At 61.2% G+C, this 22,414-nt stretch carries 23 protein-coding genes and 1 other RNA gene; 12 read left to right on the forward strand and 12 right to left on the reverse strand.

The genetic code is table 11. From position 1 onward, the window contains the following. Positions 1-15 precede the first annotated feature (15 nt). Positions 16-801 (reverse strand): transporter substrate-binding domain-containing protein, encoded by a 786-nt coding sequence (locus KVQ82_RS02095; RefSeq protein WP_222017801.1) that lies wholly within the window; start codon positions 799-801, stop codon positions 16-18. 256 nt (positions 802-1,057) lie between these two features. Between KVQ82_RS02095 and KVQ82_RS02100 the strand changes: the two genes are divergently transcribed. The 6 genes from KVQ82_RS02100 to KVQ82_RS02125 all read left to right on the forward strand — a co-directional run bounded on the left by KVQ82_RS02100 (position 1,058) and on the right by KVQ82_RS02125 (position 8,422). After that, complete coding sequence (locus tag KVQ82_RS02100; RefSeq protein ID WP_222017802.1) at positions 1,058-1,765, forward strand: FadR/GntR family transcriptional regulator; 708 nt, start codon at positions 1,058-1,060, stop codon at positions 1,763-1,765. A gap of 120 nt (positions 1,766-1,885) precedes the next feature. Then, positions 1,886-2,215 carry a thioredoxin TrxA gene (gene trxA / locus KVQ82_RS02105; RefSeq protein ID WP_003206727.1) on the forward strand — a complete coding sequence of 110 codons (330 nt, stop codon included), beginning with the start codon at positions 1,886-1,888 and terminating at the stop codon, positions 2,213-2,215. A 248-nt stretch (positions 2,216-2,463) separates the two neighbouring features. Continuing rightward, complete coding sequence (rho, locus tag KVQ82_RS02110; protein ID WP_003229334.1) at positions 2,464-3,723, forward strand: transcription termination factor Rho; 1,260 nt, start codon at positions 2,464-2,466, stop codon at positions 3,721-3,723. 194 nt (positions 3,724-3,917) lie between these two features. Further along, positions 3,918-5,918: an acyltransferase family protein gene (locus KVQ82_RS02115; protein ID WP_222017805.1), complete on the forward strand. Its 2,001-nt coding sequence runs from the start codon at positions 3,918-3,920 to the stop codon at positions 5,916-5,918. A gap of 69 nt (positions 5,919-5,987) precedes the next feature. After that, on the forward strand, positions 5,988-7,454 hold the full coding sequence (gene ubiD, locus KVQ82_RS02120; RefSeq protein ID WP_007968427.1) for a 4-hydroxy-3-polyprenylbenzoate decarboxylase: 1,467 nt from the start codon (positions 5,988-5,990) through the stop codon (positions 7,452-7,454). After that, positions 7,454-8,422 (forward strand): CDP-6-deoxy-delta-3,4-glucoseen reductase, encoded by a 969-nt coding sequence (locus KVQ82_RS02125; RefSeq protein ID WP_041072054.1) that lies wholly within the window; start codon positions 7,454-7,456, stop codon positions 8,420-8,422. The genes ubiD and KVQ82_RS02125 overlap by 1 nt, the downstream gene beginning before the upstream one ends. Positions 8,423-8,431: 9 nt before the next feature. Here the strand turns inward: KVQ82_RS02125 and KVQ82_RS02130 are convergent, their stop codons facing one another. Further along, positions 8,432-8,905 (reverse strand): sn-glycerol-3-phosphate transporter, encoded by a 474-nt coding sequence (locus KVQ82_RS02130; RefSeq protein WP_222017807.1) that lies wholly within the window; start codon positions 8,903-8,905, stop codon positions 8,432-8,434. Between the two features lie 353 nt (positions 8,906-9,258). Here KVQ82_RS02130 and KVQ82_RS02135 point away from each other — a divergent pair, with 353 nt between their 5' ends. Beyond that, positions 9,259-9,927, forward strand: coding sequence for a gamma-glutamylcyclotransferase (locus KVQ82_RS02135; RefSeq protein ID WP_041072057.1), 669 nt, complete (start codon positions 9,259-9,261; stop codon positions 9,925-9,927). Here KVQ82_RS02135 and glpT read toward each other — a convergent pair. After that, positions 9,903-11,252: a glycerol-3-phosphate transporter gene (glpT, locus tag KVQ82_RS02140; RefSeq protein WP_003229323.1), complete on the reverse strand. Its 1,350-nt coding sequence runs from the start codon at positions 11,250-11,252 to the stop codon at positions 9,903-9,905. The two genes, KVQ82_RS02135 and glpT, sit on opposite strands and share 25 nt — an antisense overlap. A 226-nt stretch (positions 11,253-11,478) precedes the next feature. Between glpT and KVQ82_RS02145 the strand changes: the two genes are divergently transcribed. After that, positions 11,479-12,108, forward strand: coding sequence for a flagellar basal body-associated protein FliL (locus KVQ82_RS02145; protein WP_222017808.1), 630 nt, complete (start codon positions 11,479-11,481; stop codon positions 12,106-12,108). A 177-nt stretch (positions 12,109-12,285) separates the two neighbouring features. Continuing rightward, positions 12,286-12,900 carry an energy transducer TonB gene (locus tag KVQ82_RS02150; RefSeq protein ID WP_222017809.1) on the forward strand — a complete coding sequence of 205 codons (615 nt, stop codon included), beginning with the start codon at positions 12,286-12,288 and terminating at the stop codon, positions 12,898-12,900. 82 nt (positions 12,901-12,982) lie between these two features. Here KVQ82_RS02150 and KVQ82_RS02155 read toward each other — a convergent pair whose 3' ends face one another. After that, positions 12,983-13,960: an NADPH:quinone oxidoreductase family protein gene (locus KVQ82_RS02155; protein ID WP_115985873.1), complete on the reverse strand. Its 978-nt coding sequence runs from the start codon at positions 13,958-13,960 to the stop codon at positions 12,983-12,985. A gap of 150 nt (positions 13,961-14,110) precedes the next feature. Here KVQ82_RS02155 and KVQ82_RS02160 point away from each other — a divergent pair, with 150 nt between their 5' ends. Continuing rightward, complete coding sequence (locus tag KVQ82_RS02160) at positions 14,111-14,518, forward strand: flagellar basal body-associated protein FliL (RefSeq protein WP_027610485.1); 408 nt, start codon at positions 14,111-14,113, stop codon at positions 14,516-14,518. A 16-nt stretch (positions 14,519-14,534) separates the two neighbouring features. Here the strand turns inward: KVQ82_RS02160 and KVQ82_RS02165 are convergent, their stop codons facing one another. From KVQ82_RS02165 to KVQ82_RS02180, 4 genes are all read right to left on the reverse strand, one after another. Further along, entirely contained in the window at positions 14,535-15,653 is a 1,119-nt protein-coding gene (locus tag KVQ82_RS02165) for an ABC transporter permease (protein WP_222017811.1), read from the reverse strand. Continuing rightward, the gene (rbbA, locus tag KVQ82_RS02170; protein ID WP_222017813.1) at positions 15,653-18,379 is read right to left on the reverse strand and encodes a ribosome-associated ATPase/putative transporter RbbA; all 2,727 of its coding nucleotides are present in this window, start codon (positions 18,377-18,379) and stop codon (positions 15,653-15,655) included. The genes KVQ82_RS02165 and rbbA overlap by 1 nt, the downstream gene beginning before the upstream one ends. After that, positions 18,376-19,341 (reverse strand): HlyD family secretion protein, encoded by a 966-nt coding sequence (locus KVQ82_RS02175; protein WP_041072069.1) that lies wholly within the window; start codon positions 19,339-19,341, stop codon positions 18,376-18,378. The genes rbbA and KVQ82_RS02175 overlap by 4 nt, the downstream gene beginning before the upstream one ends. 122 nt (positions 19,342-19,463) lie before the next feature. Then, positions 19,464-19,913, reverse strand: a complete 450-nt coding sequence (locus KVQ82_RS02180; protein ID WP_047297220.1) for an EVE domain-containing protein — start codon at positions 19,911-19,913, stop codon at positions 19,464-19,466. Between the two features lie 197 nt (positions 19,914-20,110). Between KVQ82_RS02180 and KVQ82_RS02185 the strand changes: the two genes are divergently transcribed. Further along, positions 20,111-20,266, forward strand: a complete 156-nt coding sequence (locus KVQ82_RS02185) for a hypothetical protein (protein ID WP_086792358.1) — start codon at positions 20,111-20,113, stop codon at positions 20,264-20,266. Between the two features lie 35 nt (positions 20,267-20,301). On the opposite strand, the gene KVQ82_RS02190 is transcribed toward KVQ82_RS02185, so the two are convergent. From KVQ82_RS02190 to KVQ82_RS02205, 4 genes are all read right to left on the reverse strand, one after another. Further along, positions 20,302-20,907 (reverse strand): 5-formyltetrahydrofolate cyclo-ligase, encoded by a 606-nt coding sequence (locus KVQ82_RS02190; protein WP_222017814.1) that lies wholly within the window; start codon positions 20,905-20,907, stop codon positions 20,302-20,304. Positions 20,908-20,987: 80 nt separating this feature from the next. Beyond that, positions 20,988-21,166: non-coding RNA, 6S RNA (ssrS, locus tag KVQ82_RS02195), on the reverse strand. Between the two features lie 30 nt (positions 21,167-21,196). Further along, complete coding sequence (locus KVQ82_RS02200; RefSeq protein WP_008055229.1) at positions 21,197-21,514, reverse strand: cell division protein ZapA; 318 nt, start codon at positions 21,512-21,514, stop codon at positions 21,197-21,199. Further along, positions 21,511-21,720 carry a TIGR02449 family protein gene (locus KVQ82_RS02205; protein WP_222017815.1) on the reverse strand — a complete coding sequence of 70 codons (210 nt, stop codon included), beginning with the start codon at positions 21,718-21,720 and terminating at the stop codon, positions 21,511-21,513. Before KVQ82_RS02205 ends, KVQ82_RS02200 begins: the two co-directional genes overlap by 4 nt. Positions 21,721-21,850: 130 nt before the next feature. Here KVQ82_RS02205 and KVQ82_RS02210 point away from each other — a divergent pair, with 130 nt between their 5' ends. Continuing rightward, positions 21,851-22,411, forward strand: a complete 561-nt coding sequence (locus tag KVQ82_RS02210) for a YecA family protein (RefSeq protein WP_041072076.1) — start codon at positions 21,851-21,853, stop codon at positions 22,409-22,411. Positions 22,412-22,414: the final 3 nt, after the last annotated feature.

The raw sequence follows: 22,414 nt of genomic DNA on the forward strand, positions 1-22,414 counted from the left end.
CTCCCGCGCGATCGATCAGAGATCGGCCGGCAGCGGCTCTTTGAGCCAGGTCTGCGAGTTTTTCTCCAGCGCGCCGTCGGCCTTGGCGGTGGCGAGGATCTCGTTGACCTTGCCCAGCAGCGCGGGCTCGTTCTTGTTCACGCCGACGTAGACCGGCGAATCCTTGAGCTTCACTTTCAGCGCCGGCACGCGTTTCGGGTTCTTCTCGCTGATCGCGACCATCACCACGTTGCCGCTGGCGATCAGGTCGACTTGCCCTGCGAGGTAGGCGGCGATGGTCGAGTTGTTGTCCTCGAAGCGCTTGATGGTCACGCCTTCGGGGGCGACCTTGGTCAGCTCGATGTCTTCGATGGCGCCACGGGTGACACTGATGGTCTTGCCCTTGAGGTCGTCGAGGCTGCTGATCGCTGCGTCAGGCGGGCCAAACACCGCCAGGTAGAAAGGCGCGTAGGCGTGGGAGAAGTCGATGACTTTCTCGCGCTCCGGGTTCTTGCCGAGGCTGGAGATCACCAGGTCGACCTTGCCGGTGGTGAGGAACGGGATGCGGTTGGTGCTGTTGACCGGGGTCAGTTCGAGTTTGACCTTAAGTTGATCAGCCAGCAGCTTCGCCGTGTCGATATCCAGGCCACGGGGTTTCATGTCCGGGCCGACCGAGCCGAATGGCGGGAAGTCCTGAGGCACGGCAACTTTCAGTGTGCCGCGTTTGACCACGTCTTCCAGGCCATCGGCGTGGGCGGGGATCTGGCTCAGCATCAGGCTGGAAAACAGAGCGGCGAGGAGGGCTCGGTAACGCAGGGTCATGGCAAATCTCCGGATCGACGGGAAGTGATTTCTGCGATCGGACAGAGCACGGGCCGTGCCAATACCCGGATTTATCCCCGGCAGGCCGCGGGTTTGCCGGGTTTATTCGGTCTTACTGGTCTGAACAGTCAGGTTGTTTTTCGCACCCCGATGGCGCACCGGCAGCGGGCGCCGAACCCCGCTGGGGCACGACTTGCCGGATCCGGCGAATAGCTTTACAACTAGCCGCACCTTGGCCTGGCTCGTCTGAAAAACCATGAACTCGATCTCCCGCGCCGTACCCGAAGTGGCGCTGCAAGCCATACGCAAACTGATCACCGAGCAGGGTTTCGGTGCGGGCGATGCGTTGCCGTCGCAACGGGATCTGGCGGTGCAACTGGGGGTCAGTCGGGCGTCGTTGCGCGAGGCGCTGTCGTCGCTCAGTGCGCTGGGCGTGGTCAGCATCCAGCCGGGTAAAGGCGTGTTCGTGCAGGCACCGGTGGACATTGCGCAGGGTGACAATGCGCCGGGCTGGCCGTTCGCAGCGCAGGCCTCGCCACTGGACATCTTTCAGTTGCGCTATGCGCTGGAGGGGTTTGCCGCCGGGCTGGCGGCGGTGACCTTGAGCACGTTTGACCTGGATGCGCTGGAGGACAACGTTGCGGCGATGCGCGAGCAATTGAAGGCCGGCGACTTCGAGGCCGCGGCGAAACTCGACTTCGAATTTCACCGGCGCATTCTGCTGGCCAGCGGCAATCAGGCGATGCTGAGCATCCTCACCGCCAGCGCCGAGATCTTTCTGGAGAGCCAGAAGCTACCGTTCATCCGCGCCGAACGGGCGATGGAAACCTGGCAGGAACACCGCAAGATCCTCCGCGCCCTCGCGCGCCGGGCCTCCGCCGCCGCCCAGAAGGCCATGCAAGAGCACGTGCGCAACGCGGCGCTGCGCACCGGGATCGCCTTCATCGCCCCCGCCACCGCGTGACTTGGGCTATACCCAGACTCATGGGGTGCCATAGCAAGACTCAATCAACTGCGGCTTCCTGAACAAGGGAAGGGCGGATATGATGGGCCACGTTTTTTTGCTTACAACCTGGAGAATTCCATGAGCAGCGATCTGATCAAACACGTTAGCGACGCCAGCTTCGAAGCCGACGTACTCAAGGCCGAAGGCGCTGTACTGGTCGACTACTGGGCTGAATGGTGCGGCCCTTGCAAAATGATCGCTCCGGTTCTGGACGAGATTGCCGAGACCTACAAAGGCAAGCTGACCGTTGCCAAACTGAACATCGACGAAAACCAGGAAACCCCGGCCAAGCACGGCGTGCGTGGTATCCCGACGCTGATGCTGTTCAAGAACGGCAACGTTGAAGCGACCAAAGTCGGCGCCCTGTCGAAGTCGCAACTGGCTGCTTTCCTCGACGCCAACATCTAAGCGTCGCTGTAAATCGCCGAAAAAAAGCCTCGCAATTTGCGGGGCTTTTTGCGTATTCAGGGCTAGACGCTCCGAAACTCAGGTGGTACATTCGGCCCCGCACTGGTTTCTCCACTGCCCCCTGCTAGCCGTCGCCGACGCACTCCTTTTCGAACAAGTTCGCGATCCTGTCGCCTTCTCCGCGGCGCGGCCTCATTAAGCCAAAAGCTTAATTTCCCCCCCTCCATAAATGATTACGTCATTCCTATATGAATCTGACTGAACTCAAGCAAAAGCCGATTACCGAACTGCTCGAATTGGCCGAACAGATGGGCATAGAAAATATGGCCCGTTCGCGCAAGCAGGACGTGATTTTCTCCCTGCTGAAAAAGCACGCGAAAAGCGGCGAGGAAATCTCCGGTGATGGCGTGCTGGAGATTCTCCAGGACGGCTTCGGCTTCCTGCGCTCCGCTGACGCTTCCTACCTCGCCGGCCCGGACGATATCTACGTCTCGCCGAGCCAGATCCGTCGTTTCAACTTGCGCACCGGTGACACCATCGTTGGCAAGATCCGCCCTCCAAAGGAAGGCGAGCGTTACTTTGCCCTGCTCAAGGTCGACACGATCAACTTCGATCGTCCGGAGAACGCGAAGAACAAGATTCTCTTCGAGAACCTGACCCCGCTGTTCCCGACCGTGCGCATGAAGATGGAAGCCGGTAACGGTTCCACCGAAGACTTGACCGGTCGTGTGATCGACCTGTGCGCCCCGATCGGCAAAGGCCAGCGTGGTCTGATCGTTGCACCGCCGAAAGCCGGTAAGACGATCATGCTGCAGAACATCGCGGCGAACATCGCGCGTAACAACCCTGAAGTGCACCTGATCGTGCTGTTGATCGACGAACGTCCGGAAGAAGTGACCGAAATGCAGCGCACCGTGCGCGGCGAAGTGGTTGCCTCGACCTTCGACGAGCCGCCGACCCGTCACGTGCAGGTTGCCGAAATGGTGATCGAGAAGGCCAAGCGCCTGGTCGAACACAAGAAGGACGTGGTGATCCTGCTCGACTCCATCACCCGTCTGGCCCGTGCCTACAACACCGTGATCCCGAGCTCCGGCAAGGTGCTGACCGGTGGTGTCGATGCTCACGCCCTGGAGAAACCGAAGCGTTTCTTCGGTGCTGCGCGCAACATCGAAGAAGGCGGCTCGCTGACCATTATCGCCACCGCGCTGGTTGAAACCGGTTCGAAGATGGACGAAGTGATCTACGAAGAGTTCAAAGGTACCGGCAACATGGAGCTGCCTCTGGATCGCAAGATCGCCGAGAAGCGTGTGTTCCCGGCCATCAACATCAACCGCTCCGGCACCCGCCGCGAAGAGTTGCTGACCGCCGACGACGAACTGCAGCGCATGTGGATTCTGCGCAAGCTGCTGCACCCGATGGACGAAGTGGCGGCCATCGAGTTCCTGGTCGACAAGCTGAAAACGACCAAGACCAACGACGAGTTCTTCCTGTCGATGAAACGCAAGTAACATCGCCAGTTGAAGCGGAAAAAGGCGCCCTCGCGGGGGCGCCTTTTTTTTGCATGAAATTTGTCCCGGCAATGAGCGATTCCTGATCTGTTAAGGTCTGTGATCGGGCAATACAACCAGCAGCGCTCGCGAGCCTCTTTTATTCAAACTCGCGCTGTACAAAAAACAACCACCTGATTGGCATTAAAGATTTTATGAGCACACTCGCTTATCGAAGGGATATCGACGGCCTGCGCGCAGTCGCAGTGATCGCCGTGGTGCTGTTCCACTTTGGCGTTCCGGGGTTTACCGGCGGTTTTGTCGGCGTGGACGTGTTCTTCGTGATCTCCGGTTACCTCATCACCTCGATCATCTGGAACCAGCGTCAGGCTGGCCGTTTCAGCTTCGTCGAGTTCTGGGCGCGGCGTGCGCGGCGCATCCTGCCGGCGCTGTTCGCGATGATCATTGCGGTGCTGGCGGTGGGCTGGTTCCTGCTGGCGCCCAAGGACTACGAAGAGCTGGGGCGTTCGGTGCGCTATCAGGTGACGTTCGTCTCGAACATCCTGTTCATGCGCCAGGACGGTTACTTCGACGTCGCCTCTGACCTGAAACCGCTGCTCCATACCTGGTCACTGGCGGTGGAAGAGCAGTTCTACATCTTCTTCCCGCTGCTGCTGACGTTGCTCTCGAGCCGGTTGAAACACTGGCGGCTGGCGCTGTTCGCTGTGCTGCTGGTGTCGTTCGGGCTGAGTGTGTGGGCGATCCAGCATCATCCGGAAAAGGCTTTCTTCCTGTTGCCGATGCGTGCCTGGGAGTTGCTGGCCGGGGCGATGCTGGCGATTGCGCCGAAACACGCCTGGCGTTTGAAACCGTTGGCCGCCCAGGCCTTGAGCCTGCTGGGCATGGGGTTGATCCTGCTGGCGGTGTTCGTCTACGACAAGTCGACGCCGTTCCCAGGGGCGACCGCGCTGCTGCCGGTGCTGGGCGTGGTGCTGCTGATTCTGGCCAACGGTCATCGCGAAACGCTGGTTGGTCAATTGTTGAGCAGTCGGGTGATGGTCGGCCTCGGCCTGATTTCCTATTCCTGGTACTTGTGGCACTGGCCGGTGTTCGTGTTTTCCAGCTACGCCAGCGTCGATGAGCCGGGCGCGCTCGATACGGCCGGGTTGATCCTGCTGACCCTGGTGCTGGGTTATCTGTCGTGGAAATTCGTCGAAACGCCGTTCCGTGAACGGCGTTTGCTCGCCGGTCGTCGGCAGATTCTGCTCGCCGGTTTATGTGGCATCCTGGTGCTCGGTCTGGCCGGGCAATCGCTGCGCTGGACCGATGGCCTGCCATGGCGCCTGTCCGAACAGGCCCTGCAATACGCCAAGGGCCGCGAGTGGCGGCCGGAGCTGATGGCCTGTCTGGCGGATGACAAGACCCCGGACGACAAGCTGTTCTGCCATTACGGCATGACGGACCTGCCGAGCCGCGCCATGGTCTGGGGCGACAGTCACGCCACGGCGCTGATCCCGGTGTTCGATGACGGCGCCAAGGCCTACGGCGTGAGCGTGATCCTGGCCAGTTCTCCCGGCTGCATTCCGGTCGATGGGCTGGAACATGACGGTGTCTGTGCGCGTTTCAACCAGCGTGTCGAGCAGGGGCTGAAGGCGCAATCGGTCAGCGATGTGGTGCTGGTTGCGCGTTGGAGCCTGTACCTGTACGGCGATGCCAAAGGTGATCTGGGCCATGTGCTGAGAACCACCGATGGTCGCTATGATCGTGCCGACGCCGAGCGGCGCCTGGCCGAAGGTTTGCGGGCCCGAGTGGCGCAATTGCGTGCCGGCGGGCATCGCGTGTGGCTGGTGAAAGAAGCGCCGTTGCAGGCGTTCAGTCCGCCCTATCGGCTGACACGTCTGGCAATGCTTGATCGTCCGGTCGATGACGTCGGGCTGGACGTCGAGGCGCACCACAAACGCCAGATGTTTATCAGTCAGCTGTTTGCGCAACTTGCGCAGGAGGATCCGGCCGTGCGCGTGGTCGATCCCGCGCCACGGCTGTGCGATGACAAAGGCTTGTGCCACGCTGAACTTGGCGGCTATTCGCTGTACACCGACGACAACCACTTGTCCGAAGTGGGTGCACGCTTCGTTGCGCCGATCCTCGAGCCGCTGTTTATGAGCCTGCAAGCCCGGGAAAACCGTGGGAAAGCGCAGACCAATGCAGCCAAGTAAGCAGCGACAGGCTGCCACAGGGCTGCATAGCAGGTAGGATGTACGCCTATTTTGAGGGTGCCATCGTCAATGAAATTCAAGGATCTTCGGGATTTCGTGCAGCAGCTTGAGCAGCGCGGAGAGTTGAAACGCATCCAGATTCCCGTCTCGCCGGTGCTGGAAATGACCGAGGTGTGCGATCGCACGCTGCGGGCCAAGGGCCCGGCGCTGCTGTTCGAGAAGCCCACCGGTTACGACATTCCGGTGCTCGGCAACCTGTTCGGCACGCCCGAGCGGGTGGCCATGGGCATGGGCGCCGAGTCGGTCAGCGAACTGCGCGAGATCGGCAAGCTGCTGGCCTTCCTCAAGGAGCCGGAGCCGCCGAAGGGCTTGAAGGACGCGTGGTCGAAACTGCCGATCTTCCGCAAGATCATTTCGATGGCACCGAAAGTGGTCAAAGACGCGGTGTGCCAGGAAGTGGTTATCGAAGGTGACGACGTCGACCTGGCGATGCTGCCGGTGCAGACCTGCTGGCCCGGCGACGTCGGTCCGCTGATCACCTGGGGCCTGACCGTCACCAAAGGCCCGAACAAGGAGCGCCAGAACCTCGGTATTTACCGTCAGCAAGTGATTGGCCGCAACAAGGTGATCATGCGCTGGCTCAGCCACCGTGGCGGTGCGCTGGACTTCCGCGAGTGGTGCGAGAAGCATCCGGGCCAGCCGTTCCCGGTGTCGGTCGCGCTGGGCGCCGATCCGGCGACCATCCTCGGCGCCGTGACGCCGGTGCCGGACAGCCTTTCCGAATACGCTTTCGCCGGCCTGCTGCGCGGTAACCGCACCGAGCTGGTCAAGTGCCGTGGCAACGACCTGCAAGTGCCGGCCACTGCCGAGATCATCCTCGAAGGCGTGATCCATCCGGGCGAAATGGCCGATGAAGGCCCGTACGGCGACCACACCGGTTACTACAACGAAGTCGACAGCTTCCCGGTGTTCACCGTCGAGCGCATCACCCACCGGATCAAGCCGATCTACCACAGCACCTACACCGGTCGTCCACCGGATGAACCGGCAATTCTCGGCGTTGCGCTGAATGAAGTGTTCGTGCCGATCCTGCAGAAGCAATTCCCGGAAATCACCGACTTCTACCTGCCGCCGGAAGGCTGCTCGTACCGCATGGCCGTGGTGACGATGAAGAAGTCGTATCCGGGGCATGCCAAGCGCGTGATGCTCGGTGTCTGGTCGTTTTTGCGACAGTTCATGTACACCAAATTCGTTATCGTCACTGACGACGATATCAATGCCCGGGACTGGAACGACGTGATCTGGGCCATCACCACGCGCATGGACCCCAAGCGCGACACGGTGATGATCGACAACACGCCGATCGACTACCTCGACTTCGCCTCGCCGGTCTCGGGCCTGGGCTCGAAAATGGGCCTGGATGCCACCCACAAGTGGCCGGGCGAAACCACTCGCGAGTGGGGCCGTGTGATCGTCAAGGACGACGCCGTCACCCAGCGGATCGATGCCATCTGGAATCAGTTAGGAATAGATTGATGCGTGTAACCCTGCAGCCCTCCGGAGCGGTGCTTGAGATACGGCCCGGCGAGCGGATTCTCGATGGTGCGCGGCGCCTGGGCTACGACTGCCCGCAAAGCTGCCGCAACGGCAATTGCCACGTGTGCGCGGCGCTGTTGGTGGAAGGCCGGGTCGAACAGGCCGGCAAGGTGCAGGACCACGGCGAGTTCTACACTTGCATAGCCGAGCCGCTGGAAGACTGCGTCCTGCTGTGGGATGGCGTGCTCGCGCTGGGAGAACTGCCGGTGCGCAGCCTGTCGTGTCAGGTCATCGAATGCCGGGACGTCGGCGGCGACACCTGGCGCGTGCGCCTGCGTGCGCCGGCCGGCAAGCCACCGCGTTATCACGCCGGGCAGTACCTGATGATCGAGCGCGAGAACGGTGAAAAGTCAGCGTTCTCGATGGCCTCGGCACCGCACGGCGGACGGGATCTGGAAATCCACGTGCTGGCCCGTGAGGCCAGTGCGCTGAGCCTGATCGAGCAACTGCAGCGCAACCCGCTGGTGCGCGTCGAACTGCCGTTCGGCGACACCCACCTCGCCGAGTTGCCTGACGGGCCGCTGGTGCTGATCGCCGCCGGCACCGGCATGGGCCAGATTCACAGCCTGATCGAACACTGCCGCGCCAACGGCTTCAAACACCCGGTGCATCTGTACTGGGGCGTGCGTCGCCCGGAAGATTTCTACGACATCGAGCATTGGGACGAATGGTTGAAGCTGCCCAATCTGTTCCTGCACAAAGTGGTCAGCGACCAGTGCGGTTGGGAAGGGCGCTGCGGGATGTTGCACCAGGCCGTGTGCGAGGACTTCGCCGATCTGAAGGCCCTCCACGTCTACGCCAGCGGCTCGCCGGCGATGGTCTACGGCACGCTGGATGCGCTGGTGGAAGCGGGCATGGATGCGCACCAGATGCGCGCCGACGTATTTGCCTACGCGCCGCGATCTTGAGCCCCGCCCCTAGAAACGTACGCCGCTAGTCACCATCGCCGCATTGGCGCCGAGAAACACCAGCTCGGCAGCCAATGGGCCGTAGTGAGTCCCGATGGACGGAATGATCACTGGCGCAACGCCATAGCGGTTCAACGGGATCTTGTCCTTGTAATCACCGCGATAACCCTGCAACAGCCCGCCCGTGACTTTCAAATACACCGGATACTCACTGCTGTCATAGCGCTTGCCGGCATAGGCGTAGTTCGAGCGCTGGCGGAACGAGTTACGGAAAGTTGCCCCGCCAAAGACCCAGCCCGAAGCCTGATTGCGTTCGATGCCGATCAAGTCCTGATGATTATTGTGCTCGGGGTCGGGCGAATAATGTCGGGTGTAGACGCTGGTCTGGGCATACCAGAAGCCGGTGTCCTGCGCATCGTCCGCGGCCAATGCATGGCCGGTCTGAGTCATCAGCAATACGGTCAGAAGTCTTCGGATGTTCATTGTGCAGCCTCGGTTAAACGGGATGGCTTGCGCCAGAGGAAGGCCGTTATACGTAGGCGTTCAGCGACGGAGAAGAAAGAAAGTCCGACATTTTAGTAGGAAGTTTCCCGCGCCTTCATGAACGAAACCTGAACAAGCGAAGGCTTATGCATATTTCATTCGGGTATTTAAGATATTCCTGCAAGGGTATTAGGCTATATAAAACCGGATAACCGGGCAGATGATCCCGCATTATCATTGTCAGGCGGGTCATACATCCTTTAGCACTTTTCGTTTTACAGTTACTGCTATATGTTCTATCAAGCGAATTGTGCTTACATCTTGTAATACTTGCGGGGCCGAACACTTCCGTCATGACCGCCATTGAATCTGCTTTTGTGAATCTGGCTTACCCTCCGCGGCTCGATCTGGGGCCGCAGCTGACCCACGAACAACTTCTCGTCTCGATGCAATCGACCATGGCGCGCCACAAGGGTGGGCCGGTGTGGCTGTTTGCTTACGGCTCGCTGATCTGGCGCCCGGAGTGCACGGCGGTGGAGCGGGTGCGCGGGCGAGTTCACGGTTACCATCGCGGCTTGTACCTGTGGTCGCATGAGCATCGTGGAACGCCGGAAATGCCCGGGCTGGTGTTCGGTCTGGATCGTGGCGGTTCGTGCAGCGGCTTCGCTTATCGGCTGCCGGAAGAAAATCTCGACGCGGCGCTGTACGCGCTATGGAAACGCGAAATGCCGTTTCCGTCCTATCGCCCACACTGGCTCAACTGCCGGCTCGAAGATGGCAGTCAGGTTCAGGCGTTGGGGTTTGTTCTGGAGCGACACCTGCCCAGCTATGCCGGCAACTTGCCGGATCATGTGCTGAGTCAGGTGTTCGAAAGCGCTTGCGGGCGCTACGGCACCACTCGCGATTATGTCGAGCAGACCGCCCACGCCCTGCGCAGCCACGCCATGCCGGATCGAAATCTGGAGGCGCGGCTCAAGCGCTGTCAGGCAAAAGCCGATCAGGCGACGGCTTCGCGACTCTGACTGGCGACTTGCTTGTGCCATAGCGTCGGGGCCAGGAAGGCCATCGACAGCAGGCAAGCGCCCACCAGCAGGACAAAACCACCGTCCCAGCCGAAGTGGTCAACGGTATAGCCCATCGCCGCACTCGCCGCGACCGAACCGCCCAGATAGCCGAACAGACCGGTGAAGCCTGCTGCCGTGCCGGCGGCTTTCTTCGGTGCCAGCTCCAGCGCCTGCAGACCGATCAGCATCACCGGGCCGTAGATCAGAAAACCGATCGAGAACAGCGCGATCATGTCCACGGTCGGGTTGCCGGCCGGGTTCAGCCAGTACACCAGCGTCGCCACGGTCACGAGTGCCATGAACACCATGCCGGTCAGGCCGCGGTTGCCACGGAAGATCTTGTCCGACATCCAGCCGCACAGCAGCGTGCCCGGAATGCCCGCCCACTCGTAGAAGAAGTAAGCCCACGAAGTCTTGTCGACGTCGAAGTGCTTGGCTTCTTTCAGGTAGGTCGGCGCCCAGTCCAGTACGCCGTAGCGCAGCAGGTAGACGAAGACGTTGGCCATGGCGATGTACCAGAGCATTTTGTTGCGCAGCACGTATTTGACGAAGATTTCCTTGGCGCTGAATTCGTCTTCGTGGCTGGCGTCGTAGCCTTCCGGGTAATCGTTCTTGTACTTCTCGATCGGCGGCAGGCCGACCGATTGCGGGGTGTCGCGCATGGTGATGAAGGCAAACACCGCTACGCCCAGCGCCACCGCTGCCGGGACGTAGAACGCTGCGTGCCAGTCATTGAACAGGCCCATGCCGATCAGGAACAGCGGGCCGATCAGACCGCCGCCGACGTTATGCGCCACGTTCCACACCGAGACCACGCCGCCCCGTTCCTTCTGCGACCACCAGTGCACCATGGTGCGTCCGCTCGGCGGCCAGCCCATGCCCTGAGCCCAACCGTTGATGAACAGCAGGATGAACATCATGGTCACGCTGGACGTCGCCCACGGCGCGAAACCGAAAATGAACATCACCCCGGCCGACACCAGCAAGCCGAACGGCAGGAAGTAGCGCGGATTGGAACGGTCGGAGACCAGGCCCATCAGGAACTTGGACAGACCGTAGGCGATGGCAATGGCCGACATCGCCAGACCCAGATCGCCACGGCTGTAGCCCTCGTCGATCAGGTACGGCATGGCCAGCGAGAAGTTTTTGCGCAGCAGGTAGTAACCCGCGTAGCCAAAGAAAATACCGGCGAAGATCTGCCAGCGCAGGCGTCGGTAAGTGCTGTCTATTTTTTCTTCAGGCAATGGAGCCTGATGTGCGGCAGGACGAAAGAAAGCAAACATTCAAGAGCTCCAGATTTCTTGTTTTGACTGCGGATGCGAATGTTACAGTTTCGTTACCGAAAATAGCACCGGTTCGCATCGGCAAAACAGTGGAAAATGTTGGAAGTCGCATGTTCTTTTACGAACCTGTCGCTCAGCTGTAAAAACACGACGTTTTCACCACTTATCAACAGGGTGTGGCATAGACTCGCGGCCCGTTCAGCCAATTGATCAGCAGAGATAGGAAATGGCCCTGAAGGTTCGCATGTTGGTGCCGAGGTTCTTGGTGGCGGCGGGGCTCGCCGTTGTGTTGCTGACATTGATCGTCACCGATCATCCTTCCCATTCCGGCCTGCGCAACGCCACGGTGCTGATCATCCGGCATGCGGAAAAACCGGATGTCGGATCTGTGCTCAACGCCCGGGGCGAACAGCGTGCAGCCGCCTACGTCGACTATTTCTCTGCGCTGCAACTCGACGGCCAAGCGCTCACCCCGCAGCGTTTGATCGCTGCAGGCGACACCCCGGAGAGTTCGCGCTCGCGCCTGACCCTGACCCCGCTGGCCCAACGCCTGAACCTCGCGATCGAGCAGCCCTACGTCAATGGCGATCTGCATCAATTGGTCAAACTGTTGCGCAAGAGCAATCAGGCGCAAACGGTGCTGATCGCCTGGCACCACGGCCACATCAATAAACTGCTCAAGGCCTTTGGTGGCGATCCCACAGCGCTGATGGGCCAGGAAAAATGGCCGGATGAGGTCTTCGACTGGCTGATCGTTTTGCGCTTCGATGACAAGGGACGGCTGATTCCGTCCCGCAGCCTGAAGGTTCAGGAACATCTGTTGCCGGGTGACGCGGCAGCGACCAGTGGCGGCTAAACATCCGTCAGAAAATGTACCTGAAGCCCGTTGCGCAGGGCGTTCGTCTGTTTTCTTGTCAGGATCGGGAAATGTCCTGCATTCAATAGCGAAGCTGCGCCATTCAGTTAACAGGCAGTGCTCCGTAACCTTTCTGTTGTTGCCGGACAGGCATCTCAATCGGGAAGGGGCGAGATCATGCGGTGGTTCTTTGCTGGGCTTTTATTGACGATCTTCAGTCTTGCGCTGGCAGCGGAAGGGTTACTCATACCGGAAAACAATCCCAAGCCGATTTACCCGAAGCTGTTGCACAGGGCCGGGGTCGAAGGCGAAGTCAGGGTCAGTTTTGTCGTCAAGGCGGATGGTTCGGTCAGCGCGATCAGCATTGTGCAAAGTGATCACCCTGATCTGGCTGAGGCGGTCAAAGACGCGATAACACAGTGGCGCTTCAAGCCCTGGACGGCTGAAGACGGGCGGCCTGCAGAACAGCCCGTGGTGGCACCGATGCTCTTTCGACTGGGCCGGGACCAGCCGATCCACCTCAATCAGTGGCTGAAGTCAGTGAAGTGTCATGTCATCAATGGCAGTTTCAGGAACATGCCTGAGTACGCCTGGGTCGACGCGGACGTGTTTCATTACACCCGCGCTTACCTTTCGAACGCGATCCACAAGAGTCAGTTGGCCGATGATCAACGTCTGGCAATCATCGCCAGGATGAATCGGCGCGTACCGATGATCGTCAGAGGCTGCCGGGAGGACCCCATGCGGAGATACATGAGTTTTCTGCCGGGAGAGGTTCGTGAGTTGCTTTGATAACCAGCGCCGCTGAGAGTGAAGCTGAGTCGCTGCCTGGCGCGAATCGGGCCGGCTCCAAGGGGCGCCGGCCGGGAAAAACTCAGCGCACCTGCACCACCACCTTGCCCACCGCCTTGCGCTGCCCCAGATCGTTGATCGCCTGCGCCGCGTTGCTCAGCGGGTACACCTGCGACACCAGCGGTTTCAGCTTGCCTTCGGCGAACCAGCCGAACAGTTGCTGGAAGTTCGCTGCGTTGTCCTGTGGCTGGCGCTGGGCGAAGGAGCCCCAGAACACGCCGAGCACGGCTGCACCTTTGAGCAGCGCGAGGTTGACCGGCAGTTCGGGGATGCGTCCGCTGGCGAAGCCGACCACCAGCAGGCGGCCGTTCCAGGCGATGGCGCGAATGGCCTGGTCAAACAGGTCGCCGCCGACCGGGTCGTAGATCACGTCGGCGCCCTGGCCGTCGGTGAGGCGTTTGATTTCGTCCTTGAGGCTGGTTTCGCTGTAGTTGATCAGTTCATCGGCACCGGCGGCCTTGGCCACGGCGAGTTTTTCCGCGCTGCTGGCGGCGGCAATGACCCGGGCGCCCATGGCTTTGCCGATCTCCACTGCCGCCAGGCCGACGCCGCCCGAAGCGCCGAGCACCAGCAGGGTCTCGCCCGGTTGCAGGTTCGCCCGTTGCTTGAGGGCGTGCATCGAAGTGCCGTAGGTCATGCTGAACGCGGCGGCGGTGTTGAAATCCATCGACGGCGGGATCGGCAGCACGTTGTAGCCCGGCACAGCGACCTGTTCGGCGAAACTGCCCCAGCCGGTCAGGGCCATGACCCGGTCGCCCACTTTCAGATGGCTGACCTTTTCACCGACAGCACTGACCACCCCAGCCGCTTCGCCCCCGGGGGAAAACGGGAAGGGCGGCTTGAACTGGTACTTGCCCTCGATGATCAGCGTGTCCGGGAAGTTGACCCCGGCGGCGTGCACCTCCAGCAGGATTTCGTTCTTCTTCGCGACAGGACTGGCGACGTCTTCCAGCACCAGCGATTCGGCAGGGCCGAAGGCTTTGCACAGCACGGCTTTCATCAGGGCTATTCCTTTGGGAGTGATGGCCGATAAGTGTAGGTATGTCAGTCAACGGGTCAACGAGCATGCCCGGCCCTGATAGTCAGCCATAAGCTTGTGCTTGCGCGGCGGGTCGTTATGCTAGGCCGCAAACCGGATAAGGAGCGAATTGTGAAAGCGTGGATCATGTTGTTGCTGGCCCTGTCTCTGCCTGTGGCAGCGCTGGCCGAAGAAGCCAAAGAAGGCGAGGCGCCGAAAGTCAATTACATCACCCTGAGCCCGCCGTTCGTGGGCAATTACGGGCTGGACGGCACGCCGAAGCTGAAGGTCTACAAGGCCGACGTGGCGCTGCGTGTGACCGGTGAAGAGGCGACCAAACTGGTCAAGGCCAACGAGCCGCTGATCCGCAATCAACTGGTGGCGCTGTTCACTCAGCAGACCACCGAGGCGATGGGCAGCATCGAAGGCAAGGAAAAGCTGCGTCAGGAAGCCCTGAAGCAGACCCAGCAAGTGATGAATGACGAGACCGGCAAGCCGGTGGTTGAAGATCTGCTGTTCAACAACCTGATCATTCAGTAACCACGCTGGCGGCTGTTCAGGACGCCAGGCTCTTGCGAAAGCGTGCCAGCGCAATGAGGAAGAACAGCAGGCCGATGGCCGTCAGCGCCAGCAAGTCCGGCCAGACCACGCTCAGCCCGGCGTCGCGAAACAGAATCGCGGCGCTGAGGCTGACAAAGTGCGTGGACGGCGAGCCCTGCATCACCCACTGCAACCATTGCGGCATGCTGTCCAGCGGTGTGCTGCCGCCCGACAGCAGCAACATCGGGATGATCACTGGAATCGCCAGCAGGCCGAACTGCGGCGTCGAACGCGCCAGCGTCGCCAGAAAGATGCCCAGCGCGGTGCTGGCAAACAGATAAACCGCGGTCACCAGCAAAAACAGGCTCATCGAGCCAGCCAACGGCACATCCAGCAGGCCTTTGACCACCACTTCCAGCGACAACCAGGTGCACAGCACCACCACCAGCAGGTTGCTCCAGATTTTCGCCAGCATGATTTCCAGCGCCGTCAGCGGCAGCACCAGCAAATGGTCGAGCGTGCCGTGTTCGCGTTCGCGCAGCAGCGCCGTGCCGGTGAGGATGATCGCCAGAATGGTGATGTTGTTGACGATCTGAATCACCGCCAGAAACCAGCCACCCTCCAGATTGGTGTTGAACAGGGCGCGAGTAGTCAGTTGCACGGGTGCCTTGGTCGCTGCTTCACCCTGACCTGCATAGTCGAGTAACTCGCGCTGGAAGATCCGGCCAATGTAGCCAGCGCCCATGAACGCCTGGCTCATGGCCGTGGCGTCGACATTGACCTGAATCGCCGGTTGCCGCGCCGCCAGCAGATCGGTTTGAAAGCCCGCCGGGATGTTGATGACGAAGGTGTATTGACCGCTGTCCATCACCTGGTCCAGCTGAGGGTAAGGCAACAGCACCGGCGTCTGGAACTCCGGCGGCTGCAGGGCTTGGGCCAACTGGCGCGAGAGGGCGCTGTGGTCTTCGTCAACGATCGCCACGCTGGCGTTGTGCACGCCGATCACAGAGCCGGCGGCGGGCATGTAAATCGCCACGGTGAAGGCGTAGAACAGGAACAGCAGCAACACGCTGTCATGGCGCAGGCTGGTCAGTTCCTTGAGGCCCAGGCGCAGGATATGTGCGAACTTGTGCATCAGGCCTCCTGCTTTTTCAGCATGATCAGGCTCAGCCCGGTGAACCCGACAAAGAACCCGAACAGCGCCAGGCACTGCGGCCACAGCTGACGCACGTCCAGCGCTTTGGTGAACGTGCCCACCGCGATGTCGAGGAAGTGCCCCGCCGGAAACAGCATGCCCATCACCGCGGCCGCACCCTCCAGCGACGAGCGCGGCACGATCAGCCCGGAGAACTGGATGGTCGGCAAGCTGGTGATGATCATGGTGCCGAGGATCGCGGCGATTTGTGTGCGGGTGAACGCCGAAATCAGCAGGCCCATGCTGGTGGTCGCCAGCACGTACAGCAGGCCGCCGAATGCCAGTGTCAGCAGGCTGCCCTTGAACGGCACGCCGAACAGCCAGCGATTCATCGCCACCAGCACCGCGAGGTTGACCAGACTGACCAGCAGGTACGGCGCCTGCTTGCCCAGCAGAAACTCCAAGCGGGTCAGGGGCGTGGCGTAGAAATTGGTGATCGAGCCCAACTCCTTTTCGCGCACGATGCCCAACGCCGTCAGCATCGCAGGAATGAAGGCGAGGATCAGCGCCATGACCCCGGGGCCGATGGCGTTGACGCTGACCACGTCCTGGTTATAGCGAAAACGGGTTTCCAGACTGGCCGCTGTCGGGTGGGCCAGCGCGGGGCTGCTTTGCTCGGCCAGTTGTTGCAGATTGGCCAGGTGCACGGCTTCAACATAGTTGCGGCTGGTTTCGGCGCGAAACGGCATGCCGCCATCCAGCCACGCCGCCACAGCGGGTTGGCGCCCGGCGTACAAATCGCGGCCGAATCCGGGCGGGATTTCCAGTGCCAGTTTGATTTCCGAGCGTTGCAGGCGCCGGTGCAGTTCCTGTGGATCGTGAATGGCCGGCTGTTCGTCGAAGTAGCGGGAGCCGCGAAACGCCTCAAGATAAGCCCGGCTCTGCGGCGTCTGATCCTGGTCGTACACGGCGAACGCGAGGTTTTCCACGTCCAGGGAAATCCCGTAGCCGAAAATCACCATCATGAAAATCGCCCCCGCCAGCGCGAATGCCATGCGCACCTTGTCGCGCAGCAGTTCCTTGCCTTCGCGACGGGCCACCGCCAGCAGGCGACCGAGGCTGAAACCGTGGCGGGGCAGCGGTGTTGTCGCTGCGCTCGGCGGCGCCATTTGCGGTTCGGCCGCAGGCGCTGGTGGCTGAGCGCCCTGAGCCTGTTCCAGGCAAGTGACGAAGGCCGCTTCCAGCGTCTCTCCCGCAAACTGGCGTTGCAGCGCCGCCGGGGTGTCGCAGGCGAGGACCTTGCCCGCGTGCATCAGCGAGATGCGGTCGCAGCGCTGCGCTTCGTTCATGAAGTGCGTGGAGAGGAAGATCGTCACGCCTTCTTCACGGGACAACTCGATCAACAGTCGCCAGAAGTCATCGCGGGCTGCCGGATCGACGCCGGAGGTCGGCTCGTCGAGGATCAGCACTTCCGGGCGGTGCAGCACTGCCACCGCCAGCGACAGACGCTGGCGCAGCCCCAATGGCAATGCCCCGGATGGCTGGTCGGCGACCGCGAGCAGATTGAAGCGCTGAATCAATGCCTCGATGCGCTGTGCGCTCTCGGTTTTGGGCAGGTCGAACAGCCGCGCGTGCAGTTCGAGGTTCTGTCGCACACTGAGTTCGCCATACAGCGAAAAGCTCTGCGACATGAACCCGACCCGCTTGCGCGTGGCCAGATCCTTGGCGTTCACCGGGTTGCCGAGCAGCGTTGCACTGCCTTCACTGGCCGGCATCAGCCCGGTCAGGACTTTCATGGTGGTGGTCTTGCCGCAGCCGTTGGAGCCAAGAAAACCGAAAATCTCGCCACGCCCAATGGCAAAACTGACGTGATCCACGGCGGTGAAATCGCCGAAGCGCAGCGTCAGGTCGTGGGCTTGAATGGCGATGTCGTTGCTGTTGCCGGTGCGCGGTGGAATCACCAGCGGTTGAGCGTCGTGCTGGCTGTCACCCTGGAAATGGGTAAAGGCGTCATCGAGTTTGCCGCTGGGGGTGACGGCCGCCAGCTCGCGGCTCAGGCCGGTGGCGATCAACTGGCCGGCGTCGAGCATCAGGCAATGCTCGAATTGCTCGGCTTCTTCCATATACGCCGTGGCGACCAGCAGCGTCAGTTGCGGGCGCTGGCTGCGCACATCGTCGACCAGCTCCCAGAAACGCCGGCGCGAGAGCGGGTCGACGCCAGTAGTCGGCTCATCGAGGATCAACAGGTCGGGCTCATGGATCAGCGCGCAGCACAGCCCGAGTTTCTGCTTCATGCCGCCGGACAACTTGCCGGCGGGGCGCTCGGCAAATTTCAGCAAGTCGGTCGCGAGCAACAGGCTGTGCATGCGTTGCTCGCTTTCAGCCCTGGACAGGCCAAACAGCGTCGAGAAGAACTGGATGTTCTCGCGGATCGACAGCTCGGGGTACAAGTTGCCGCCCAGCCCCTGCGGCATGAAGGCGATACGTGCATAGAGTGTGTCGCGATGCCGGCGATCCTGGATCGCGCCTCCGAGCACTTGCAGTTGCCCTTGTTGCAGGGTTTTCACGCCGGCGATCAACCCCAACAGGCTGGACTTGCCCGCGCCATCGGGGCCGATCAACCCGCAGCGGGTTCCGGCGGGCAGGCTGAAGGCGATCTCGTTCAGCGCTTGCTGTTTGCCGTAGCGGTGGGCGATACCGTTCGCTTGAACCGCAAGGCTGCTCATTGCAGATTGGCCGGCCATTCGACGGGGGCGATGCGCACATAGCCGGCGCCGGGCATGCCGGGCTTGGCCTGTGGCACGGCGCTGGGTTGGGTCAGGCGCAACTTGACGCGGAACACCAGTTTTTGCCGCTCGTCGCGGGTCTCGACTTCTTTGGGGGTGAATTGCGATTTGGCCGCGACGAAACTGATTTTTGCCGGCAGCGGTTTATCGGGCAAGGCATCTAGCAACACGCGCGCCTCATCGCCCACGGCCAGGCGCCCGGCCACCGCAGCTGACAGATAGAGGTTCATGTACTGGTCGTTGGGATCGATCAGCAACAAGACCCGGCCGCCGGCACCCAGCACTTCGCCGGGTTCGGCCATGCGCAGCTGGATCACGCCATCAATCGGCGCGCGCAGAAGACTGTCGTCGATTTCGCTGGTCAGCTGTGCCACCTGCGCCTGCGCTGCGCCGATTGTTGCGCTGACGGCCGATACCTGGGCGCGGGCTGCGGTCACCGCAGCGTTGCCGGTGCCAATTCGCGACTGCAGTTGATCGATGATCTGCGCGCTGACGTAACCGTGCTTGAACAGTGACTGCGAGCGGCCGAGCTCTTGCTGGGCCAGCAGCAGCTCACTCTGACGCAACTGCACATTGGCCTGAGCGGCGTTGAGATTCTCCCGGGCGCGCAGGACTTCGGCTTCGGCCTGATTGCGCTGGGCTTCGAGGGTGCGGGTGTCCATGCGCGCCAGAAGTTGTCCTTTGCTGACCTTGTCGCCTTCATCCACCAGCACCTCGGCCAGGCGCCCGGGCGTCTTGCTGGCGATCTGCACCTCGGTGGCTTCCAGGCGCCCGTTGCCCATCGACAGCCCCTCGACCAGCCGGCTGCTGATCGACATCCAGTAACCGAGGCCACCCGCGGCGGCGAGTAACACCAGGAGCGAACCGGCATATAGAAGTGAAGAACGGCTGTGCGTCGACATGGGGGCATCCTGCGGCTGTGGCGTCCAGTCTGACTGTTCAAGCGTTTCACTCGCTTGATGTCAGTCAAATGAGCGCCAAGCCTAGCCCTTTTTTCGGGTAAAAAACCGTGACCGGAGAGTTCTCAGCGCAAACCGAGCACGACGGCCCACTGTTCGGCGGTCACCGGCATGACCGAAAGACGGCTGCCTTTTTGCACCAGCGGCATCTCGGCCAGTGCGGTCTGCTGTTTCAGATAATCCAGTTTCAGCACCCGGGCAAAGGTCTCGACGTGTGCCACATCAATTGCACTCCAAGCGTTTTTCTCGGGCGTGGCTTTCGGGTCGAAGTAATGGCTTTCGGGGTCCAGTGCGGTGGGATCCGGGTACGCTGCCTGAATAATCCTGCCGATCCCGGCAATCCCCGGCTCCGGGCAACTGGAGTGGTAGAAAAAGAACTCATCCCCGACCGCCATCGCCCGCAGGAAATTGCGCGCCTGATAGTTGCGAACCCCGTCCCAGCGCGCTTTCCCGAGTGTCTCCAGGCCTTTGATCGAGAGTTCGTCCGGCTCGGATTTCATCAGCCAATAGGCCATGTCTTTTGCTCCTCAAGCGGTGATTGGACAGGTTGTCGGGCAATTTTATGACAAACCGACGGTCGGTTGACGTCAGCATTTGCGCCCGGGTTCACGTTGTCGCAAAATGCCGGCCTTTAAAGCTTGACGCTGCTGCACGGCCTACGAACGGAAACCGCTGCTGTCATCGTGATGATGTGCCTTGAGGGGGGCAATCGATGAAACGCAAACCGGATTTGCTATGGACTTTGGTTATTTTGTTCGGCCTCGGCGTCGTAACCACCGGTTATGCGCAAAGTCTGTGGACGAGCAAGACCGATGCACCGATTGAAGTCGCGCAGCAGGTCCAACAGTCGACCGCGTTCAAGCGCTGAAACAACCTTCCCGACGCCGCTGACCTGCGCGGCGTCTACCCTGCGAAATACCACGCCTTATCGGTGACCGTGCCCTGCAACGGTACATCCCAGCTGGCCTGCGCCAGGCGTTCGACCTTCTGACATTCATGGGCCAGCCCCAGCAACGTCGGCTTGCGCCAGTTTTTGCGCCGGGCCAGGTAGGCCAGACTGCGGTCGTAGAATCCGCCGCCCATCCCCAGCCGTCCGCCGACATCGTCAAATCCCACCAGTGGCAACAGCACCAGATCCAGGGTCCAGATCCTGCGTTGCTGAGCCAGATTGGCCCGTGGTTCGAGAATGCGGAAGCGATTGGGCTTGAGCTTGTCGCCCGGGCGAATCCGCTGGAACACCATTTTGGTTCGCGGCCAGGCACTGAGCACTGGCAGGTAGGTGGCCTTGCCGCGCCGCTGGGCTTCGCGCAGCAGCAGGCGCGGGTCGATTTCACCGTCGGTGGGCAGGTACAGGGAAATGTGTCTGGCCCGGCGAAAGTGCGGGTCTTGCGCCAGTTGGCGGACCAGACCTTTGGCGGCCTGGCGTTGTTCGCTCGGGGTCAATGCGCGGCGCGCCTTGCGCAGAAGGCGGCGGAGTTGCGGGCGGGGCAGCAGCGCGGGTTCGGTCATGGTTCGGCTTCGGCAGGTGAGGGCGAAAACGCACGCATAAAAAATCCGATGCCGGCAAAAACCGGCATCGGATTCGAATCAGGCTCCCCGGATGAACCGCTGTCAACTTAGCCCTTGAACCCGAAAGTTCAAGGTGGAGGATGCAGTAGACTTTAAGGCTTTCCGTCTGGCGGACATGCACACCAGCCCAACGTGCAACCTCCAGGGTAGTGCAAATCGGCTCAGGGACATCGTCAACTGGCAAGCACCCCAGGGAGTGCCGCGAGTATACCTCAAGCGGCCCGGCGAATCAGCCCTTGGTGACGTCCGGATCGGTCGCCAGCACCAGATCGACACGATCGAGCAAGTCGCGCACCTGTTCACGGGTCGAGCCGCTGGCCTGGATGTCCGGGCGCTCTTCTTTGTGCAAGAGGTCGTGGGTGATGTTCAGCGCTGCCATCACGGCGATACGGTCGGCGCCGATGACTTTGCCGCTGCTGCGGATCTCGCGCATCTTGCCGTCCAGGTAGCGGGCGGCGCTGACCAGATTGCTGCGTTCTTCCTGGGGGCAGATGATCGAATATTCTTTGTCGAGGATCTGCACGGTAACGCTATTGCTTGAACTCATGAGTCTTGCTCCAGGGCCTTGAGGCGCGAAATCATCGATTCGACCTTACGCCGGGCGATTTCGTTTTTTTCAATGAGGTGAGCGCGTTCCTCGCGCCAGGTCTTTTCCTGAGCTAGTAAGAGTGCGTTTTGACTCTTAAGTTGCTCCACTCGACTAATCAGCAGTTCGAGTCTGGCCATCAGCGCTTGCAGGTTGGTGTCTTCCATTGTGTCCACTGAGTCGGAGTCTGTCTGATGGGATAGCTGGCGGACAGCCTTTAATAGTCTTGGCGAGTCTGTCGATGTAGGATACAAGGCCTTCATTCTAGACATAGCGCCGTCTGGCGCCTAGCTGCCCATGACCATTGCGAATTCCCCGTACCAAGCCTTTGCCACCCTGCTGACTGCCAGCGGCCACAACGTCTCGCCTGCCGAACTGCATGGCCTGCTGCTCGGCCGCAGCTGCGCCGGCGCCGGCTTCGATAACGAAGGCTGGTTGATCGACGCCGCCGAACTGCTCGAAGGCGATATCCAGGACAACGTCCGCAACGCCCTGATCGGCCTGCAAGAAATGGTCAAGGGTGAGTTGACTGGCAGCGACGTGACCGTCGTTCTGCTGCTGCCGACCGATGATGCGCCGCTGGCCGACCGCGCCGCTGCACTGGGCCAATGGTGCCAGGGCTTCCTCAGCGGTTTCGGCCTGAACTGCCGCGACAGCAGCATGCTCAGCACCGAAGCCACCGAAGTGCTGCAGGATCTGGCCGCCATTTCCCAGGTGCAAGATGCCCTGGAAGAGTCCGAAGACGGCGAAACCGACTACATGGAAGTCATGGAGTATCTGCGCGTCGCGCCGCTGCTGCTGTTCTCGGAAACCAAGAAAGCCGACGTGCCGCCAGCCGCCAAGCCGTCGCTGCATTAATCG

Source organism: Pseudomonas sp. AO-1 (assembly GCF_019775695.1).
Taxonomy (GTDB): domain Bacteria; phylum Pseudomonadota; class Gammaproteobacteria; order Pseudomonadales; family Pseudomonadaceae; genus Aquipseudomonas; species Aquipseudomonas parakoreensis.

What these genes read in the sequence shown, in the direction of transcription:
- KVQ82_RS02095 (WP_222017801.1), bottom strand. Translation starts at nt 801, where the DNA reads ATGACCCTGCGTTACCGAGCCCTCCTCGCCGCTCTGTTTTCCAGCCTG.
- KVQ82_RS02100 (WP_222017802.1), top strand. Translation starts at nt 1,058, where the DNA reads ATGAACTCGATCTCCCGCGCCGTACCCGAAGTGGCGCTGCAAGCCATA.
- trxA (WP_003206727.1), top strand. Translation starts at nt 1,886, where the DNA reads ATGAGCAGCGATCTGATCAAACACGTTAGCGACGCCAGCTTCGAAGCC.
- rho (WP_003229334.1), top strand. Translation starts at nt 2,464, where the DNA reads ATGAATCTGACTGAACTCAAGCAAAAGCCGATTACCGAACTGCTCGAA.
- KVQ82_RS02115 (WP_222017805.1), top strand. Translation starts at nt 3,918, where the DNA reads ATGAGCACACTCGCTTATCGAAGGGATATCGACGGCCTGCGCGCAGTC.
- ubiD (WP_007968427.1), top strand. Translation starts at nt 5,988, where the DNA reads ATGAAATTCAAGGATCTTCGGGATTTCGTGCAGCAGCTTGAGCAGCGC.
- KVQ82_RS02125 (WP_041072054.1), top strand. Translation starts at nt 7,454, where the DNA reads ATGCGTGTAACCCTGCAGCCCTCCGGAGCGGTGCTTGAGATACGGCCC.
- KVQ82_RS02130 (WP_222017807.1), bottom strand. Translation starts at nt 8,905, where the DNA reads ATGAACATCCGAAGACTTCTGACCGTATTGCTGATGACTCAGACCGGC.
- KVQ82_RS02135 (WP_041072057.1), top strand. Translation starts at nt 9,259, where the DNA reads ATGACCGCCATTGAATCTGCTTTTGTGAATCTGGCTTACCCTCCGCGG.
- glpT (WP_003229323.1), bottom strand. Translation starts at nt 11,252, where the DNA reads ATGTTTGCTTTCTTTCGTCCTGCCGCACATCAGGCTCCATTGCCTGAA.
- KVQ82_RS02145 (WP_222017808.1), top strand. Translation starts at nt 11,479, where the DNA reads ATGGCCCTGAAGGTTCGCATGTTGGTGCCGAGGTTCTTGGTGGCGGCG.
- KVQ82_RS02150 (WP_222017809.1), top strand. Translation starts at nt 12,286, where the DNA reads ATGCGGTGGTTCTTTGCTGGGCTTTTATTGACGATCTTCAGTCTTGCG.
- KVQ82_RS02155 (WP_115985873.1), bottom strand. Translation starts at nt 13,960, where the DNA reads ATGAAAGCCGTGCTGTGCAAAGCCTTCGGCCCTGCCGAATCGCTGGTG.
- KVQ82_RS02165 (WP_222017811.1), bottom strand. Translation starts at nt 15,653, where the DNA reads ATGCACAAGTTCGCACATATCCTGCGCCTGGGCCTCAAGGAACTGACC.
- rbbA (WP_222017813.1), bottom strand. Translation starts at nt 18,379, where the DNA reads ATGAGCAGCCTTGCGGTTCAAGCGAACGGTATCGCCCACCGCTACGGC.
- KVQ82_RS02175 (WP_041072069.1), bottom strand. Translation starts at nt 19,341, where the DNA reads ATGTCGACGCACAGCCGTTCTTCACTTCTATATGCCGGTTCGCTCCTG.
- KVQ82_RS02180 (WP_047297220.1), bottom strand. Translation starts at nt 19,913, where the DNA reads ATGGCCTATTGGCTGATGAAATCCGAGCCGGACGAACTCTCGATCAAA.
- KVQ82_RS02185 (WP_086792358.1), top strand. Translation starts at nt 20,111, where the DNA reads ATGAAACGCAAACCGGATTTGCTATGGACTTTGGTTATTTTGTTCGGC.
- KVQ82_RS02190 (WP_222017814.1), bottom strand. Translation starts at nt 20,907, where the DNA reads ATGACCGAACCCGCGCTGCTGCCCCGCCCGCAACTCCGCCGCCTTCTG.
- KVQ82_RS02200 (WP_008055229.1), bottom strand. Translation starts at nt 21,514, where the DNA reads ATGAGTTCAAGCAATAGCGTTACCGTGCAGATCCTCGACAAAGAATAT.
- KVQ82_RS02205 (WP_222017815.1), bottom strand. Translation starts at nt 21,720, where the DNA reads ATGGAAGACACCAACCTGCAAGCGCTGATGGCCAGACTCGAACTGCTG.
- KVQ82_RS02210 (WP_041072076.1), top strand. Translation starts at nt 21,851, where the DNA reads ATGACCATTGCGAATTCCCCGTACCAAGCCTTTGCCACCCTGCTGACT.